The sequence below is a fragment of the Bradyrhizobium ottawaense genome, from assembly GCF_002278135.3.
In the GTDB taxonomy this organism is placed as follows: Bacteria; Pseudomonadota; Alphaproteobacteria; order Rhizobiales; family Xanthobacteraceae; genus Bradyrhizobium; species Bradyrhizobium ottawaense.
Genome location: NZ_CP029425.2, coordinates 3,186,919 through 3,201,731, shown reverse-complemented (window position 1 = coordinate 3,201,731; position 14,813 = coordinate 3,186,919). Strand labels below are relative to the sequence as shown.

The 14,813-nt window shown below is 64.7% G+C and carries 22 protein-coding genes and 1 pseudogene; 12 read left to right on the top strand and 11 right to left on the bottom strand.

Going from position 1 to position 14,813, the window contains the following annotated elements; genetic code table 11:
• The first annotated feature begins 287 nt into the window (after window positions 1-287).
• Window positions 288-488, top strand: coding sequence for a hypothetical protein (locus CIT37_RS15085; protein WP_028142815.1), 201 nt, complete (start codon window positions 288-290; stop codon window positions 486-488).
• Window positions 489-643: 155 nt separating this feature from the next.
• A complete protein-coding gene (locus tag CIT37_RS15080; RefSeq protein ID WP_167456565.1) occupies window positions 644-811 on the top strand; it encodes a hypothetical protein in 168 nt (55 codons plus the stop codon).
• Between the two features lie 553 nt (window positions 812-1,364).
• Here CIT37_RS15080 and CIT37_RS15075 read toward each other — a convergent pair.
• A complete protein-coding gene (locus CIT37_RS15075) occupies window positions 1,365-1,622 on the bottom strand; it encodes a DUF2798 domain-containing protein (protein WP_095425256.1) in 258 nt (85 codons plus the stop codon).
• A 353-nt stretch (window positions 1,623-1,975) separates the two neighbouring features.
• Between CIT37_RS15075 and CIT37_RS15070 the strand changes: the two genes are divergently transcribed.
• Together CIT37_RS15070 and CIT37_RS15065 are read left to right on the top strand one after the other, a co-directional pair.
• Complete coding sequence (locus CIT37_RS15070) at window positions 1,976-2,173, top strand: hypothetical protein (protein WP_095425282.1); 198 nt, start codon at window positions 1,976-1,978, stop codon at window positions 2,171-2,173.
• A 167-nt stretch (window positions 2,174-2,340) separates the two neighbouring features.
• Entirely contained in the window at window positions 2,341-2,574 is a 234-nt protein-coding gene (locus CIT37_RS15065) for a DUF6894 family protein (RefSeq protein WP_028142812.1), read from the top strand.
• An 82-nt stretch (window positions 2,575-2,656) separates the two neighbouring features.
• Here CIT37_RS15065 and CIT37_RS15060 read toward each other — a convergent pair whose 3' ends face one another.
• Window positions 2,657-2,911 (bottom strand): hypothetical protein, encoded by a 255-nt coding sequence (locus tag CIT37_RS15060; RefSeq protein ID WP_095425257.1) that lies wholly within the window; start codon window positions 2,909-2,911, stop codon window positions 2,657-2,659.
• A gap of 104 nt (window positions 2,912-3,015) precedes the next feature.
• Entirely contained in the window at window positions 3,016-3,312 is a 297-nt protein-coding gene (locus CIT37_RS15055; RefSeq protein WP_018316631.1) for a hypothetical protein, read from the bottom strand.
• 375 nt (window positions 3,313-3,687) lie between these two features.
• Between CIT37_RS15055 and CIT37_RS15050 the strand changes: the two genes are divergently transcribed.
• Window positions 3,688-4,152 carry a PaaI family thioesterase gene (locus CIT37_RS15050; RefSeq protein ID WP_095425258.1) on the top strand — a complete coding sequence of 155 codons (465 nt, stop codon included), beginning with the start codon at window positions 3,688-3,690 and terminating at the stop codon, window positions 4,150-4,152.
• Window positions 4,153-4,285: 133 nt separating this feature from the next.
• On the opposite strand, the gene CIT37_RS15045 is transcribed toward CIT37_RS15050, so the two are convergent.
• Window positions 4,286-4,579, bottom strand: a complete 294-nt coding sequence (locus CIT37_RS15045) for an HdeA family protein (protein WP_026201704.1) — start codon at window positions 4,577-4,579, stop codon at window positions 4,286-4,288.
• 176 nt (window positions 4,580-4,755) lie between these two features.
• Here CIT37_RS15045 and CIT37_RS15040 point away from each other — a divergent pair, with 176 nt between their 5' ends.
• Window positions 4,756-5,004 (top strand): PilZ domain-containing protein, encoded by a 249-nt coding sequence (locus tag CIT37_RS15040; protein WP_370092662.1) that lies wholly within the window; start codon window positions 4,756-4,758, stop codon window positions 5,002-5,004.
• Window positions 5,005-5,048: 44 nt separating this feature from the next.
• Here the strand turns inward: CIT37_RS15040 and CIT37_RS15035 are convergent.
• Window positions 5,049-7,042 (bottom strand): annotated as a pseudogene (locus tag CIT37_RS15035) (pyrroloquinoline quinone-dependent dehydrogenase).
• A 55-nt stretch (window positions 7,043-7,097) separates the two neighbouring features.
• Entirely contained in the window at window positions 7,098-7,322 is a 225-nt protein-coding gene (locus CIT37_RS15030) for a hypothetical protein (RefSeq protein ID WP_038971667.1), read from the bottom strand.
• 177 nt (window positions 7,323-7,499) lie between these two features.
• Between CIT37_RS15030 and CIT37_RS15025 the strand changes: the two genes are divergently transcribed.
• Together CIT37_RS15025 and CIT37_RS15020 are read left to right on the top strand one after the other, a co-directional pair.
• Window positions 7,500-7,904: a hypothetical protein gene (locus CIT37_RS15025; protein ID WP_028142806.1), complete on the top strand. Its 405-nt coding sequence runs from the start codon at window positions 7,500-7,502 to the stop codon at window positions 7,902-7,904.
• Window positions 7,905-8,017: 113 nt separating this feature from the next.
• A complete protein-coding gene (locus tag CIT37_RS15020; protein WP_028142805.1) occupies window positions 8,018-8,344 on the top strand; it encodes a hypothetical protein in 327 nt (108 codons plus the stop codon).
• Window positions 8,345-8,412: 68 nt separating this feature from the next.
• Here CIT37_RS15020 and CIT37_RS15015 read toward each other — a convergent pair whose 3' ends face one another.
• Genes CIT37_RS15015 through CIT37_RS15005 form a run of 3 tightly spaced genes read right to left on the bottom strand, consistent with a single transcriptional unit; the run spans window position 8,413 to window position 9,694 of the window.
• The gene (locus tag CIT37_RS15015) at window positions 8,413-8,769 is read right to left on the bottom strand and encodes a carboxymuconolactone decarboxylase family protein (RefSeq protein ID WP_038948083.1); all 357 of its coding nucleotides are present in this window, start codon (window positions 8,767-8,769) and stop codon (window positions 8,413-8,415) included.
• Window positions 8,770-8,792: 23 nt separating this feature from the next.
• Window positions 8,793-9,260 carry a DUF6691 family protein gene (locus CIT37_RS15010; protein WP_038948084.1) on the bottom strand — a complete coding sequence of 156 codons (468 nt, stop codon included), beginning with the start codon at window positions 9,258-9,260 and terminating at the stop codon, window positions 8,793-8,795.
• A gap of 5 nt (window positions 9,261-9,265) precedes the next feature.
• Entirely contained in the window at window positions 9,266-9,694 is a 429-nt protein-coding gene (locus CIT37_RS15005; RefSeq protein WP_095425259.1) for a YeeE/YedE family protein, read from the bottom strand.
• A gap of 93 nt (window positions 9,695-9,787) precedes the next feature.
• On the opposite strand from CIT37_RS15005, the gene CIT37_RS15000 reads away from it, so the two are divergent.
• The 3 genes from CIT37_RS15000 to CIT37_RS14990 all read left to right on the top strand — a co-directional run bounded on the left by CIT37_RS15000 (window position 9,788) and on the right by CIT37_RS14990 (window position 12,921).
• Window positions 9,788-10,105, top strand: a complete 318-nt coding sequence (locus tag CIT37_RS15000) for an ArsR/SmtB family transcription factor (RefSeq protein WP_038948085.1) — start codon at window positions 9,788-9,790, stop codon at window positions 10,103-10,105.
• A gap of 31 nt (window positions 10,106-10,136) precedes the next feature.
• The gene (ccoG, locus tag CIT37_RS14995; RefSeq protein ID WP_038948086.1) at window positions 10,137-11,576 is read left to right on the top strand and encodes a cytochrome c oxidase accessory protein CcoG; all 1,440 of its coding nucleotides are present in this window, start codon (window positions 10,137-10,139) and stop codon (window positions 11,574-11,576) included.
• A gap of 151 nt (window positions 11,577-11,727) precedes the next feature.
• Window positions 11,728-12,921, top strand: coding sequence for a GNAT family N-acetyltransferase (locus CIT37_RS14990; RefSeq protein ID WP_095425260.1), 1,194 nt, complete (start codon window positions 11,728-11,730; stop codon window positions 12,919-12,921).
• Here the strand turns inward: CIT37_RS14990 and CIT37_RS14985 are convergent.
• Window positions 12,899-13,564, bottom strand: a complete 666-nt coding sequence (locus CIT37_RS14985; protein ID WP_028142798.1) for a DsbA family oxidoreductase — start codon at window positions 13,562-13,564, stop codon at window positions 12,899-12,901. The genes CIT37_RS14990 and CIT37_RS14985 overlap by 23 nt on opposite strands.
• A 92-nt stretch (window positions 13,565-13,656) precedes the next feature.
• A complete protein-coding gene (locus tag CIT37_RS14980; protein WP_028142797.1) occupies window positions 13,657-14,478 on the bottom strand; it encodes a helix-turn-helix domain-containing protein in 822 nt (273 codons plus the stop codon).
• Between the two features lie 101 nt (window positions 14,479-14,579).
• Between CIT37_RS14980 and CIT37_RS14975 the strand changes: the two genes are divergently transcribed.
• Entirely contained in the window at window positions 14,580-14,810 is a 231-nt protein-coding gene (locus CIT37_RS14975) for a hypothetical protein (protein ID WP_095425283.1), read from the top strand.
• Window positions 14,811-14,813 lie beyond the last annotated feature (3 nt).

Sequence of the window (14,813 nt, the reverse complement as noted above, 5' to 3'; positions counted from 1 at the left end):
CTTATGGCGAGGATTCGCGTGAGGGACAAACGATTGGCGAGGCGGCTCGTCGATAAAAGCAACGTACCCTATTTGTTCTAGGTTCGCAATATGTTCTTTTGCGGATTTGAGGCTTTGTCCGTGAGCATCGCCACGTCCCCCTCCCCATTCGCGTTGTGCACACAACTGGACAGACGCGGCTCCCGTTAATGGTCCTCAATGGGCCATCACCGCCCCAACCGTGGCCACTATCGGTGACGAGAACGCCGATTGCGCTCCCGCCTTCATCGCATGAAAAGGAGCGCGCCATGCTCAAGCGGCGACGTTTCAAGCAGCAGTTGACCCTTCAAGACCGGCTCTCCGCATGGGTGAAGCAGGTCCAGGAAGAGGCCGCCAGGCTTCCGCCCGGGCCCGAGCGGGACGCCCTGCTCAAGAAGGCCCGCCAGGCCGATGTCGCCAATCATCTGCACGACTGGGTCATATCCCCCGGGCTGCAACCGCCGAAATAGCAGGGCTGTCGCAACGTCATTCCCCGGCCGAAGCTGACGTTCATCAAAGACGCAGCCGCCGGCCGCCGTCAGAATTCCGCAATCCTGCGGCACCGAACCTTTTCGCGGTCTCGAGCCTTCTCCAGGATGGGACCGCAACTCTGGGGACCTCAGTCATGACGGACACCACGAACCGCGATACGATCAGGCGCAATCCCCTGCTGGAGGCGGCGCATGAGGAGCTGATGAAGTTCGAGCGCCAGGAAAACGAATTCCGCAAGAAGGACCGCCAAGAGCGCGCCGCCGAGCTCCACCTTCCCCTGAATGTAATCAAGATCCACTAGACCCAACCGGGGGCTTCCGAAGCCGACAAGAGAGCGTAGCGCGTTGACGGTATCGCCAAGTTTAAGCCATTGAAAGCACAACGGAACTTCCATGCAGCCTACTGTGCATGGGGTTGTTTTCCAGTTTTGCGGCATGCCCTGTACCCCCGTCATCCAGGGAAAGGCTGCCGCTCGCGTGCCTGTCCTTAAAGCAGCGCCAGCAGCACGAGGCCGATCACCAGCACCACGAAGCCAGCCGCTGTCGCGGCGGCGAATGACCGCTCTACGTTATCCATGATGCCACCCCGTGGTCGGCGTGCCACGTTTCCCCCATGGCTGCGCCGAACGCTGTGGAATCTTGCCGACCGGTGTGTCCGCAGTTGTGCGAACGGATGTCGAAATTGGGACCGGTGCGGGGCCAGTCTGCGGCCTCGGCGTTGAGTCCGGAAATCTGACGCCTGTCAGGCTGCCGTAAGCGGAGCCGGCTAGGATGATGCCGCTATGGTGTTGCAGCCCAGCACCTCAGCCTCCAATAACTTTTTGCCCCGTCTGGCTCTCCCCAGGCGGGGCTTTTTCATGCCTGTCGGGCGGTTCGCGAGTCCCGCTCCTCCTGCGTCAGGAGCAGCGAGAAGGCGCGGATCGCGGGCGCAGCCAGCAGCACGATCGGCAACATCGCGGCCCATGCGATCAGCCACGACACCATCCAGTGCCCGACGAAGCTCATCGCGCTGCCTGCGGGCAGGCTGGCGATCCCCGCCGCGATCAGCGACGTCAGCCCGGACTGGATGATGCCGAAGACGAAATGACTGTAGCGGCGGGGAATGCCCAGCATGACGACCCTTGCTGTTTTTGCCATCGCCAGACCAAGCAAGGCATATGCCGCCGCTTGCAGGGAAACCGGTAACCCCCTCGGCGGGCCCCCCGCGGCCCGTCCGATCGGCGTACCGACGCAGCCGGGTGCAGCCCAGGAACTTTGTTCATGGTCGGAGAACCACGGGTATGCGACAGCCTCACTGTCTCACGGACCGGCGTCTTTCGAGAGCCGGCCTCGCCTGTTTCGGCGCAGGCGCGCTTTCGAGATACCCCCGAACTATCTAGGGCTTACCGACAAAATTTGCTTGTCTCCGGAATATTGGGACGCCGAACATGTTTGCAGTCATGGAGAGTGAATCGTGGGAGGTCGCCATGAATCACAGGGGCATCGAGTTCACCGTCGCCAAGACGGCGATTCCCGGAATCTGGCAGTGGCAGTTCCGCATTGGCGAGCAGGTCAAGACCGGCAAGACCGAGACGAAAATCGACCTGTTGGCGATCCGGCGCGTGCAGCTGCGTATCGACCGTGAGCTGAAGCGATCGGCCCGGCGGCGTGAACCGGCCGGATGAAAGTCGGCATCGGATGGCGCCTTCTGCGCCCGCTGCACCACGGCTGGCGGTTGCGGCGGAACATCATCCGTAGCCGCCCGGAATTGATCTGACGGTCGTTTGGGATTGGACTGCGCGCGCCCATGGCCTTGGGGGCGAGGCCATCACGCGCGCGATCGGTGCCAGCTATGCCGTTGTATTTCTTTCGGATCCGGAATGGAAGTTACTCCGGCTGCGCCGATCAGGCGACGGAATTTGCCGATCGCAATTCGGCCTGGAAAGAGATGACCAATGTCTGCGCCGACATGACCGCAGGCATTGCCCGCAAGCTCCAGGAAAATTCCGAATGGCACATGGAGCTGCTGGACGAGACCAAGGAGCCCGTGTTCCGGATCCGCATCGTTGCCGAAACCCTCGACTAGCAAGGTCTCCGGATCAAGCTTTAGGTTGTTGTTTGAGCATGATCTTTTCGGAAAACCGCTGGGCACTTTTCCGGATCATGCTCTAGTCCGCGCTGGGCAGCCGCCGCATGGTGAATTCGATATCGCCGCCGGGCAGCTCGCGCCAGCTCTCGACAACGCTCATATAGCCGGCCTTGGGGTAGCGGGCGAAGAAGGCCTGCGCCCTTTCCCGCGCCGCCGCGCGCGGCAGCGTGAAGGTCTCGCGCAGATAGCCGTCCCGAACCGTTTGGCCCGGCTTGCCGGCGATCTTGCGCCGGCGCGCCATCCGCTCGGCGAGATCCCGCGGACGGTCGGCCATGTCCTCCTCCTCTACGCACTACGCTCAGCCCAATGTAGGGCGTGAGCCGGGTGAAGAGGAGTCCCGTCCGAAAAGCGTTGCACCGCCTCCCGAACGGAGCTGGGTCAGTTGGCGGCCGTGCCGCTCTTGGACTTCTTCGGCGCGCTGGTTGCGGCCGAGGCCTTCGGCGCCGCCGGCTGTTTCGGCGGATCGGAGCGCATGCCGCCCCAGGGATCGTTGGAGGTCTTGGAATCCGGGATCTTCTTCAGCGTTTCCTTGTAGGCCTTGTCACGCTCGGCTTCCGCGGCCTTTTCCTCGGGGGTCTTGCTCGGGGCGTCCTGCAGCAAATTCAGATTGGGCATTTGCGCATAGGCAGGTCCCGCCAGCACGGCCAGCACCGCGGCCAAACGGAAAAGCTTCATCGTCTACTCCTTGATCATCCATGGAGGCACGGATCGCCCGCGCCTGGTCATCCTTGTCGCGGCCGGTCGCGACCGCCGAGGCCGTCCGGGCTCGCTAGAGCCGATCCGATCTGCACGATTTCGGCGCGTGCAGCCAGTCGTCCCAGATCGGACCGCATTTGGTGCAGCCGCTCAGCGCCAGGCCGAGCGCGGCCATACAAAAGACGAGGACACACCGACGCAACATCATCCACCCATACCCCGAGCAAGCCATCATATCGGACCAAGTCAGGCATTTTCAAGCCGACGGGACCGGCGCCAGACCGGGTGACTTTGCCGCGCCGATGCGCGCACAATGGGCCGAAACATCCGGCAATACAGGAGAGCGCGCCAGCAATGCAAATGCAGCCAGACACCGAATTCGGCCTCTCCGACGCCAGACGCATCCTCGGCGAGGTTTTTGCGCCCTGGGTCCAGGATCTCAATCTCGCCGTCGAGCGCCTCGAGCACGTGCAGCCGGCGGATGCGCCGCACTGGCAGCCGGGCGCGCTGCTGCGCATGCCGTTCTCGGAGCGGCTGTGCCGGAACGGCGGCGTGGTCTGCGGCCAGGCCCTGATGGCGCTCGCCGACACCGCGATGGTGATCGCGATCCTGGCTGCCAATCGCGGTTACCGCCCGATGACCACGGTCGACCAGACCACGCATTTCATGCGCGCGGTGTCCTCGTCGGACGTGCTGGCGGACGCGCGCGTGGTGCGGCTCGGGCGCACCATGAGCTTTGGCCGCGTCACGCTGCTCTCGGCCGCCGACAACAAGCCGGTCGCGATGGTATCGAGCGCGTTCGCAATGCTGCCGGGCTGAGCAGCATCTCAAACGAAGAGAGCCGCGTGGGCGTAAAGCGCACCGCGGCTCTCCATCACGATCGTGTCGAAGCAAGAGACCGAAGCGCGATTGCATCCTCGCTTCGGTCCGCACGCTTCATGACTTGCCGGGATTATTTTCCGAGCACTTCGTCGGCCGCGGTGACGATGCTGGCTGTCGGATTCTTTCCGCAATAAGCACCGAACTTCTTGGCGTTCTCGATGAACACGTCGGTGTCGATGATCGCGTTGTCCTCGTCGCCCTTGTACCAGCCGTCCATCCAGGTCAGCACGACCTGGATATTGTCTTCGCCGCTCTCGAGGAACTGCTTGCAGCTCATGGTCGAGAGGTCCCACTTGACGGCGTGGGCGGGCATCGACGACAGCGAGAACGCGGCGGCGAGCAAAATCGAAAGCGTGGTCTTCATCAGTATCTCCATTGGCGCGTAGCGCCACAAAAGAAAAACGTGTGAGGAAAGTCGGCGGAGAGACTCTCCGCGTCAACGTCGTAAACGAAGTCTGAAGCGCTGTGCAAGTAGCGCCAGTATTGAGTTTAGTTCAACGTAATTTCTATGCACTACTTCACAATCAACATGATGGACCAATGCGGATGATCGAGAAGCGTGAAGCGCAGCGGTACCGTGTTTTCAAGGGTGGAACGATCACCTTTGAAAGCAGCGGCATTCCCTGCACTGTGCGAAACATGTCAGCGGGCGGCGCGGCGATCGACCTCGACACCCCCGTCACATTGCCGCAATCGTTCACGCTATCGATCGCGCGCGACGATTTCGTCCGGAATTGTCGCACAGTTTGGCGCAGTGACAAGCGCGTCGGCCTCGCCTTCGTGCAATAGCGCGCTCGATGTGAACGAACGTTCGCATCGCATCCACAACACGATTATGATTGCGTGATACGACGACGGCGACGCCAGCGCAGGCTTGCGATCACGAGCGCGGCGATCCCGATTCCGATCACTGCGGATGCCCAAAAAAATCGTCCACCGGGACGATCGATGGTGCGCGACCACAATGTCGGCGCCTCGCCCGGCCGCGCCAAGCGGAACGCAACCACGCTGTCGCCGATCGAGGTGCCAGCTTCGGAGTGGCCGCCGGCGCCGATCGCGACATATTGCTCGCCCTTCCACAGATAGGTCATGGGATTGGCGACGCCGGGCACCGGCAGCCGTCCCTGCCACAGCTCCTTGCCGCTTCGCGCATCGAAGGCGCGCAGATAAGCATCCATCGCGCCGGTGAAGACGAGACCGCCCGCCGTGACCGCCAGTCCGTTGACGAGAGGCGCACCCCAGGGCAGCGGCGCGCCGAGCGGCGCCAGATCTTCGGTGGTGCCGACCGTCGAGCGCCAGAGGATCTTGCCGGCCTTCAGATCGACCGCAACCATCTCGCCCCAGGGCGGCTTGTTGCAGAGCAGACCGAGCGGCGACATCATCACCGCGCGCGACATCGCAAACGGCGCGCCGCGCTGCTGGCCGAAATCATGACCCGGCGGCGGATTGAATCCGGCGGCCTCCGCGCGCGGGATCAGCCTGATGAGATGAACGGCGCGCCCGGTGTTGGCGTAGAGAATCTGCCGGACCGGATCGAAGGCCGCGCCGCCCCAGTTCACGCCGCCGCCGGTGAAGGGAAACTCCAGCGTGCCCCGCACGGAAGGCGGCGTGAACAGACCCTCGTTGCGCGCCTCCGTGAACTGGCGCTCGCAGGACGAGCGGCGCAGTTCCGGCAACGGCGAGAGCGCGTCGTCGGTCGAGATCGTCTGCGACGTCAGCGCCGGCACATGCGTCGGAAACGGCTGCGTCGGCGACAACGCCTCCCCGTCCGCGCCGCCCTGCGGCACCGCGCGTTCTTCCACCGGCCAGACCGGCTTGCCGGTATCGCGGTCGAGCACGAAGACAAAACCCTGCTTGGTCGGCTGGATCACGACGTCGCGCTGGCCGTCACCGGCATCGAGGCGCGCGAGCGTCGGCTGCGCCGCCAGATCGTAATCCCAGACGTCGTGATGCACGGTCTGGAATGCCCATGCGAGCTCGCCGGTCTCGATACGCAAAGCGACCACCGAATTGGCGTGTTCGTTGTTGCCCGGCCGCTTGCCGCCCCAGAAATCCGGCGACGGCGAGGACGTCGGCAGGAACACCAGGCCGCGCGCCGCGTCGACCGACATCGGCGCCCAGACGTTGGCGTGCCCGGCTTCGATGCCGTCACGCTTGAGCGGCTCGAAGGTCCAGCGCGCCCGGCCGCTGCGCGCGTCGAACGCACGTACGACGCCGCTCGGCGCATCGACGCGTCGGTTGTCGGAGATCGAGGAGCCACCACGACGACACCCCGGCCAACGGCGGGCGGCGAGGTGATCTGGAACTCGCCGGGCCATTCCAGGGCCATGCCGATATCGAGGTTCACCTCGCCGCCATTGCCGAAACCGGCACAGGGAATTCCCGTCTTCGCGTCCAGCGCGATCAGGCGGACGTCGTTCGTGCCCATGAAGATGCGCGATCGGCAGGCGGCATTCGCGGGCGCCTCATCGTCGGTCCAGTGGGTGACGCCGCGGCAGACGTAACGATTGGCGGGACGCTGATTGGTCGCGATCTTCGGATCGTAACGCCATTTCTGCGCGCCTGTGCCGGGATCGAGCGCAATCACCTCGTTGAAGGGCGAGCAGAAGATCAGGCTGTCCTCGACGAACAGCGGCGTTGCCTGGAATTTGGTTCGCCGCATCACCTCCGGCGGACGCACCGCAAGATCGCCGGTGCGGAATTCGAAGGCCCGAACCAGATTGCCGACATTGTCGGGCGTGATCTGTTGCAGTGGCGAGAAGCGCGAGCCGCCGGCATCGCCGCCCCAACTCTCCCAGGCCGCGCTTGGCCGCACGGCAATCAGCAGCAGCGCAACGAGCCCGATCGGAATTCGCAGGCTGCTCCGCAACGCTTCCCTCGCTCTATTTCGGCTTCTTGGCGGGCTCACTCGGCCGGGCCCCGCCCCAAGGGTCGTACTTGTCCTTGGGCTCGGGAATGCGCTCGAGCGCGGCCTTGTAGGCTTTCTCGTCGACCTTGGGCTTGTTGTCCGCCGGTTTGGCTCCGTCATTGGGTGGCCGCCGGCCCTGCCCCTGCGCCGAGGCAACCGTCAGCGCCATGACCGCGGCCGCGATGACCAAAATCCTCATTGGTGCAATCCCCCTCGTCTGGGGTACAAACTTAGCCTGCAATTCCGGAATATGAAATGCCGCGAGTTCCAAGGATTCCATCAAGGCTTCCATAAAGACTTCAGCAAATCTTGATCGCCGGGGACTTCGCCGGATCGCATTCCTGCCTATCTGTTGGCCCGCAGGGGACCTTCACGGATGTTGCGGATCATTGCTCATGCGGCGCTGCTCGCCGGCGCGCTCGCGCTCGGCGCCTGCGGCGTTGCCGACAGCCGCGCCCCAGTGCCGGAATTCATGCGCATGAAGGAAACCGAGCAGCCGCCGCCCGAAGCGCCTCCCGACGTCAAGCGCCTGGTGCGCGAGCAGATCGACGTCGTCTTCCTCGCCACCTCCTATCCGCGCGAGGTGCACGTCGCTTCGCCCCATCGCGAGGTACGAGGGCCCGGCTGGACCGCCTGCGTCCGCGCCCAGCTCACCTCCGCGACCGGCACCTCGCTCGGCGCCCAGACCTACATCGTGACGATATCGGGCGGAAAGGTGGTCGACCGCCGCCGGGCGGAAGCCGACGATATCTGCGGAACGGAGACCTACGAGCCGATCTAGCAGCGAATCCGCGCAACAAAGCTCCGGTTCCGGGAAAAACCAGCATCGCAATCGGGAACGATCGCCGCCTCCCCTTCTTGTTACCGCCGAGGGCAGTTTCGGTGGAGGACAGGATGAAGACGTTTACGATTGCGCTTTTGGCTGGCGTCGGTGCTTTGGCGGCGGCGTCGAGTGCGAAGGCTTCCGATATCTACACGAGCAGCGAGTACACCAATTCGGATCTCGTCCAGCAGGTCCGGCTTGTCTGCGACGACGCCGGCCGCTGCTATCGCACGCGCGGTGGTTCGCGCGTGATCGTGCGCGATTCCTACAATTCCATGCCGCGCGATCGCTATTATGAGCGACGCACCTATCGCGACTGGGATGACGGGCCGCGCGGCGGCGTCGGCATTCGCGCGCCCGGTGTCAGCGTGGGCGTCGGTGTCGGCGACCGCTGGTAGTTGCTAGATCCAGCATGGGCGGGACCGGGCGAGACAATCGCCCGGTCCCGTCACGTGATTGAATCGGATCAGGCGGCGACGGATTGCTGCTGGAACTGCTCGTAGGCCGCGATCGCGTCCGCCGCGTACATCAGCGACGGTCCGCCGCCCATGTAGACGGCCATGCCGAGCGTCTCCTCGACCTCCTGACGCGTCGCGCCGAGCTTGACGAGGGCTTCGGTGTGAAAGCCGATGCAGCCGTCACAACGCGCGGCGACACCGAGCGCCAGCGCCATCAGCTCCTTGGTCTTCTTGTCCAGCGCGCCGTCCCGCGTGGCGGCCTGGGCGAGTGCGGAAAATCCCTTCATTGTCTCGGGAATGTCGCTCCGCAGCTTGCGCATATTGGCGGAGATTTGCCTGACGATGTCGGGATAGTTCTTGTCCATGGTCTTTACTCTCTGCAGTGACTTCAGGTTTCGAGCGGATCGGCCGGCGCGACGAAGCGCGTCAGCGACGGCAGGTGAGCGACAAAGCGTGCGAGCACCATGCCGGCACACATCGCCGCGACGAAGATGAAGGCCGAAGAAGACCCGAACCCGAGCGCGGTCAGCGCCGGCCCCGGACAGAAGCCGGCCAGTCCCCAGCCGATACCGAAGATCGCCGGACCTGCGACGATTCTGAGATCGATATCGTTTCGCGTCGGGAGGAAAAATCGTTCGGCAAAGAACGGACGCGCGCGCCGCAGGACGCGATTGAAGCCGATGAAGGTCACGGCCACCGCGCCGGCCATCACGAAGGCAAGGCTCGCATCCCACGTCCCCGCCGGAATGCCGCCGACGTCGAGGAAGTTCAGAACCTTCGCCGGGTCGGACATTCCGGAGACGATTAGGCCGAGACCGAAGACCAGGCCGATCACGAATTGAACGAGAATGGCCATCGGCGTCAGCTCCAATGCCGCATCACGAAGACGGTCGCCATGCCGGCTGCCATGAAGGTCACGGTCGCGACCAGCGAACGCGTGGAGAGCCGCGACAGGCCGCAGACGCCGTGGCCCGAGGTGCAGCCGCTGCCCCACACCGAGCCAAAGCCGGTGAGCAGGCCGCCGACAACCAGGATTGCCGTGCCCGCCTCGATCGTCTGCGACGGCAGGCTTCCGGTGGCGAGCCGCACCAGCACGGGTGCGGCGACAAGACCGGCGACGAAGGCCAGCCGTCCGGCGAACTCGCCGTCCTCATAGGGCGGAAACAACCTTGCCGCGATGCCGCTGACGCCGGCGACCCGTCCCTTCGCCCACATCAGCAGAACGGCGGGCAGGCCGATCAGCGCGCCGCCCACGAGCGAAGCCATTGGCGTGAAAGACGTTGCAACCATTCGACCCTCCGGACTGAGAGTGCCCTTCACGGGCGGCGATACCCTTATTTCAGTTGTTTCTTATTTTCGAATATACTAATATACTAGCCGACCATGAACCGCAAGCCCCGCAATCAGGAATTGCTCGCTCTGGAGGAGAAGGCCGAAGAGGCCTCCCGCCTCCTCACCGCTATGGGCAATCCCAAGCGCCTGCTGGTTCTCTGCAACATGCTGGACGGCGAAAAGTCCGTCGGCGAACTCGCCGAGATCGCGGGCCTGTCCTCGGCGGCGCTATCGCAGCATCTCGGCAAGATGCGCGCATTGAGCCTGGTCAAACCCAGGCGGGACGGCCAGACGATATACTACAGCATCGCGAGCCGGGAAGTCCGCGCGGTGCTGGAGACGCTGTACCGCCTCTTCTGCGCACCCTAGGACTTCGCCGGCGCAAACGCGGGAGCGCGGCATGACCGACGACACCTTCATCGAAGGACCTCTCTACGAGAAGCGCAGGAAGGTCTATCCTCAATCGGTCCACGGCCCGTTCCGCCGCATCAAATGGGCGATCCTGTGCGTCACGCTCGGGATCTATTATCTCTTGCCATTCATGCGCTGGAATCGCGGACCCGGCCTGCCCGACCAGGCCGTGCTGATCGACTTGCCGCATCGCCGCTTCTATTTCTTCTTCATCGAGCTGTGGCCGCAGGAGGTGTATTACTTCACCGGTCTGCTCATCATCGCGGCGATGGCCCTGTTCCTGATGAATGCAGTCGCGGGGCGACTGTGGTGCGGCTATTTGTGCCCGCAGACGGTGTGGACCGACCTGTTCTACGCCGTCGAGCGCTGGGTCGAAGGCGACCGGCGCGAGCGCATGCAGGGCGACAAGCGCTACTGGACGTTCGACCACATCCGGAAGGTGGCGCTGAAGCACTTTCTCTGGATCATGATCGCCTGGTGGACCGGCGGCGCCTGGGTGCTGTATTTCGACGACGCGCCGACGCTGGTGAAGGAGCTCGCCACCTTCCAGGCCCCGTTCATCGCCTATCTCTGGATCGGCATCCTGACCGCGACGACCTATGTCTTTGCCGGCCACGCCCGCGAGCAGATGTGCATCTACATGTGCCCGTGGCCGCGCATCCAGGCGGCTTTGACCGACGAATGGGCGCTCAACGTCACCTATCGCCGCGACCGCGGAGAGCCGCGCATGTCGGTGAAGAAGGCGGAAGCTGCCCGCGCCCATGGCGATTTCGCCGGCGATTGCGTCGACTGCCACCAATGCATCAACGTCTGCCCGACTGGCGTCGACATCCGCCACGGCATCCAGCTCGGCTGCATCCAGTGCGGCCTCTGCATCGATGCCTGCGACAACGTCATGCGCGAGATCGGCCGGCCCAAGGGCCTGATCGGCTACGATACCGATATCAACATGCAGCGCCGGCGCGACGGCAAGCCGCCGATCTATCGCATCGTCCGCGCGCGCACGCTGATCTATACCGCAGCCATTGCCATCGTCGGCACCATCATGGTCTACACCCTCGCCACGCGCGCGACCATGGACGTCAACGTGCTGCACGAGCGCAATCCGCTGTTCGTTCAGCTCTCGGACGGCGGGGTCCGCAACGATTACACCGTGCGCATTCTCAACAAGGGCGCACAGCGATCGTTTGCGATCGAGGTCTCCGGACTGCCCGGCGCGAACATCCGAGTCGCAGGCGTTGAAGTCGCTCCGGATGGCAAGCCCGTCGTAGAAGTCGGGCAGGACCAGACCCGCGAGGTCAGGCTGTCGGTGCAGGTCGGGCCTGCCGATCTGCCGAAGAGCTCGCGCGATGTCGAGGTCACGATCACCGATACCGCCAGCGGCGGACGGGCGAGCGCCCGTGATCACTTCCTGCCCGGCGACAAATAGGGATCTGCGTTGAGCATCCGGCACCGGATGCTCAACGAGACGTTAACATTACCGGTCGAATTGGAGCCGCGTCCCAACGGTATTTTCCAATCTTTGGGCTAAGCATGGCCACGTGACGCGGCATTTGCCCGCGTGAACGGGACGAGGGGACGTGGTCGACATCGCGCAGCAGGCAGCGATCCATGCGGCATCGAGAAAGGATGCCATGGCGGCGCGCGTCCCGCTTACAGCGATCGATCCCGGCCAATGGCGCGCGCTCGCGCAGCGCGCGATCGAGCCGAACGGATATTACCTGCCCGCCTGGGAGCTCGCCGTCAGCGCCACCGCGCGCGGCCGCACCGCAGCTTCGGCATTGCCCGCTTTCGACGGCGCGTCGACCCGGCTGATCGGGCTGATGCCGGTGATCTCGCTGTGGCGCGCCCTGAAGATTCCCCTGCCCGCGCTGGTGAGCGCGCATCCCTACGGCACCCTGTGCAGTCCGCTGATCGACCGCGACGCCCCGATCGAGGCGGCGACGCAACTGTTGCGGCGGGCGCGCGAGGCCGGCGCGCATGCGCTCGTGCTCAACGACGTCGCGCTCGACGGCGCTGCGATGACTGCGCTTAAGCAGGTCCTGGCCCGCGACGGCCTGAAGCCGCGCGTGCTTTCCTCCTACATCCGCGCCAGCCTCGATGCGACGCAGGATGACGAAACGCTACTGCGCGACGCACTCGGCACCAAGAAGCTCAAGGAGCTGCGCCGACAAAGCCATCGCCTCGAAGAGCACGGCCCTGTTACGTTCGACGTCGCACGCCGGCCTGACGAGATCGGGCCCGCACTCGAAACATTCCTGCAGCTCGAAGCCAGCGGCTGGAAAGGCAAGCGCGGCACCGCGCTGGTGCAGCATGTCGGCGATGCGACCTTCATTCGCCGCGCGGTGCCGGCGCTGGCGGAGACCGCGCAGTGCGAAATCATCACGCTTCGCGCCGGGACGACCCCGGTCGCCGCCGGCATCGTGCTGCGCCATCAGGACCGCGCTTTCTTCTTCAAGCTCGGCATTGACGAACGCTTTGCGAAATATTCGCCGGGCGTGCAGCTCACAATCGAGCTCACCCGCCATCTCTGCGCCGATCCCGCCATCGCAAGCGCGGATTCCACCGCGAGCGCCGATCACCCCATGATCAACCCGATCTGGCGCGGGCGTTTTGCAGTCGGCGACGTGCTGATCCCGCTGCGGCGGCACGATCCGGTCGTGGCCCTGATTCACGCAGCACTGGCCGGACTCAATGCCGCGCACGAGGGCGCGCGACACGTGGTCCGCCGGCTCCGCAAATCAGCGAAAGCTACTCCGCCGCCTGCGCGTTGATCTCCTCCGAGACCTGGCGGATGGCGCGCGCGAGCAGGGTCGGGTCCTGCGCACCGGAGACGGCGTATTTCTGCGCGAACACGTAGGTCGGCACGCCGGAGATGCCCTTCTCGGCGGCCTCCTGCGCATCGGCCGAGACGCGCGCGACGTCTTCGTCGGTGGCAAGGCGCCGGCGCACGTCCTCGGCGTCGAGGCCGATATCGGCGGCCGCCTGCACCAGCACGTTCACATCGGTGAGATCGCCGCCGTCGCGGAAATACAGCTCCATCAGGCGCTGCTTCATCTCGGGCGCCTTGCCGATCGCTTCCGCCCACAGGATGAGGCGATGGCAGTCGGTGGTGTTGGGCTGACGCGCGACCAGCTCGGGCTTGTAGAGGAGGCCCTCCTCGCTTGCGGCCGTAACGACGCGCCCCGCGATCCCTTTATAGGCTTCGACCGAGCCGAACTTCTGGGTGAGATAGGCCTCGCGGCTGATGCCCTCGCGCGGCACCCAGGGATTGAGGAAGAACGGGCGGAAATTGAGCTTGACGGGAACGTCCGGCACGAGCGCCAGCGCACTCTCGATCCGGTGCTTGCCGATATAGCACCAGGGGCACACCACATCGGAGACGACATCGATCTGGAGCGGTTTCAGCGTGCTCATGTCAGGCGCCTCCTTCGGGCGATCAAGGTTGGCCCAAAGATAAGCCGAAGCCGCTCGGAGGCAAGGGTGCCAAGGGCTCTAGGTCAAGGGCTCTAGGTCATGGCTGCCGCGATCTGCTTCAGCCGCTCTGCGGTGCGCTCGTCGGCCGGGAAGAACGTCTCCAGCGCCAGCTCCGACAGGGTGATGTCGACGGGCGTGCCGAACACCATGGTGGTGGAGAAGAAACTTAGTATCTCCCCGCCGTGGCGCAGCTTGAACGGGATCGCGACATTGTCGCTCGACAGCGGCCCCGCGCGCGCCGGGATGGGGTAGCTCTTGAGGTCGTTGTAGAGCTTGATCAGCTCAGGATCGGCCGTCACCTCGCATTGCCGGTGCAGACGCTCCAGAAGATGGCCGCACCACTCCGCGAGATTGACCGTGCGCGGCGCCAGCGCCTCGGGATGAAAGGCGAGCCGCAGCACGTTGAAGGGCTGGCCAAGCAGCCGCTGCGGAATGCCATCGAGCAGCGGCGCCACCATGCGGTTGGCCGACACCAGGTTCCAGTGCCGGTCCACCGCGAGCGCGGGATTGGGCTCGTGCGCCCTCAGCACGAGATCGATCGCCTGGCGGGCTGATTTCAAGGCGGGATCCTCCAGCGGGCGCTGCTGGAACGCGGGCGCATAGCCGGCGGCGACCAGCAGCACGTTGCGTTCGCGCAAGGGCACGTCGAGACGCTCGGCGAGCCGCAGCACCATGTCGCGCGAGGGCGCGGCGCGGCCCGTCTCGACGAAGCTGAGATGACGCGCCGAGATTTCGGCTTCGCCCGCGAGATCGAGCTGGCTCATGCGGCGGCGCTGCCGCCATTCGCGCAAATGGTCGCCGATGTGAACCGGCTGGCTGCGGTCGGCCTGTGCCGTGGATGCATGTGCGTTCATGACCAGAAACCTAGCATGCGGATTTCTGCCCTTCCATTACCCGCGAGGTAATCGAATTGGCGCGCCGGCGCGCGCATCTTCAGTGGCGACAGGAGATGACCATGATCGCGCTGCTGCTCTACCGGACCGTCGCAGACCACCTTGTTCCCTGGGCCATGGCCTTCGCAACGCGGATGCTGGCGCGCAGCCTCAACATGCCGGAGCCGCTGGTGCATTCGACCGGCGACTATGTGCTCGCGCAGGTCACGGCCTTCGAGCACGGCGTCGGCAGGAGCCTTTGTCCGTTCCGCCTCGCCCGCCTGCTTCGCGTCTGGTGGCGCGGACGGCACTGAGTT

Bases quoted from the DNA above. Each gene is read 5' to 3' on its own strand.
- CIT37_RS15085 (WP_028142815.1), top strand. From the start codon at position 288: ATGCTCAAGCGGCGACGTTTCAAGCAGCAGTTGACCCTTCAAGACCGG.
- CIT37_RS15080 (WP_167456565.1), top strand. From the start codon at position 644: ATGACGGACACCACGAACCGCGATACGATCAGGCGCAATCCCCTGCTG.
- CIT37_RS15075 (WP_095425256.1), bottom strand. From the start codon at position 1,622: ATGCTGGGCATTCCCCGCCGCTACAGTCATTTCGTCTTCGGCATCATC.
- CIT37_RS15070 (WP_095425282.1), top strand. From the start codon at position 1,976: ATGAATCACAGGGGCATCGAGTTCACCGTCGCCAAGACGGCGATTCCC.
- CIT37_RS15065 (WP_028142812.1), top strand. From the start codon at position 2,341: ATGCCGTTGTATTTCTTTCGGATCCGGAATGGAAGTTACTCCGGCTGC.
- CIT37_RS15060 (WP_095425257.1), bottom strand. From the start codon at position 2,911: ATGGCCGACCGTCCGCGGGATCTCGCCGAGCGGATGGCGCGCCGGCGC.
- CIT37_RS15055 (WP_018316631.1), bottom strand. From the start codon at position 3,312: ATGAAGCTTTTCCGTTTGGCCGCGGTGCTGGCCGTGCTGGCGGGACCT.
- CIT37_RS15050 (WP_095425258.1), top strand. From the start codon at position 3,688: ATGCAAATGCAGCCAGACACCGAATTCGGCCTCTCCGACGCCAGACGC.
- CIT37_RS15045 (WP_026201704.1), bottom strand. From the start codon at position 4,579: ATGAAGACCACGCTTTCGATTTTGCTCGCCGCCGCGTTCTCGCTGTCG.
- CIT37_RS15040 (WP_370092662.1), top strand. From the start codon at position 4,756: ATGCGGATGATCGAGAAGCGTGAAGCGCAGCGGTACCGTGTTTTCAAG.
- CIT37_RS15030 (WP_038971667.1), bottom strand. From the start codon at position 7,322: ATGAGGATTTTGGTCATCGCGGCCGCGGTCATGGCGCTGACGGTTGCC.
- CIT37_RS15025 (WP_028142806.1), top strand. From the start codon at position 7,500: ATGTTGCGGATCATTGCTCATGCGGCGCTGCTCGCCGGCGCGCTCGCG.
- CIT37_RS15020 (WP_028142805.1), top strand. From the start codon at position 8,018: ATGAAGACGTTTACGATTGCGCTTTTGGCTGGCGTCGGTGCTTTGGCG.
- CIT37_RS15015 (WP_038948083.1), bottom strand. From the start codon at position 8,769: ATGGACAAGAACTATCCCGACATCGTCAGGCAAATCTCCGCCAATATG.
- CIT37_RS15010 (WP_038948084.1), bottom strand. From the start codon at position 9,260: ATGGCCATTCTCGTTCAATTCGTGATCGGCCTGGTCTTCGGTCTCGGC.
- CIT37_RS15005 (WP_095425259.1), bottom strand. From the start codon at position 9,694: ATGGTTGCAACGTCTTTCACGCCAATGGCTTCGCTCGTGGGCGGCGCG.
- CIT37_RS15000 (WP_038948085.1), top strand. From the start codon at position 9,788: ATGAACCGCAAGCCCCGCAATCAGGAATTGCTCGCTCTGGAGGAGAAG.
- ccoG (WP_038948086.1), top strand. From the start codon at position 10,137: ATGACCGACGACACCTTCATCGAAGGACCTCTCTACGAGAAGCGCAGG.
- CIT37_RS14985 (WP_028142798.1), bottom strand. From the start codon at position 13,564: ATGAGCACGCTGAAACCGCTCCAGATCGATGTCGTCTCCGATGTGGTG.
- CIT37_RS14980 (WP_028142797.1), bottom strand. From the start codon at position 14,478: ATGAACGCACATGCATCCACGGCACAGGCCGACCGCAGCCAGCCGGTT.
- CIT37_RS14975 (WP_095425283.1), top strand. From the start codon at position 14,580: ATGATCGCGCTGCTGCTCTACCGGACCGTCGCAGACCACCTTGTTCCC.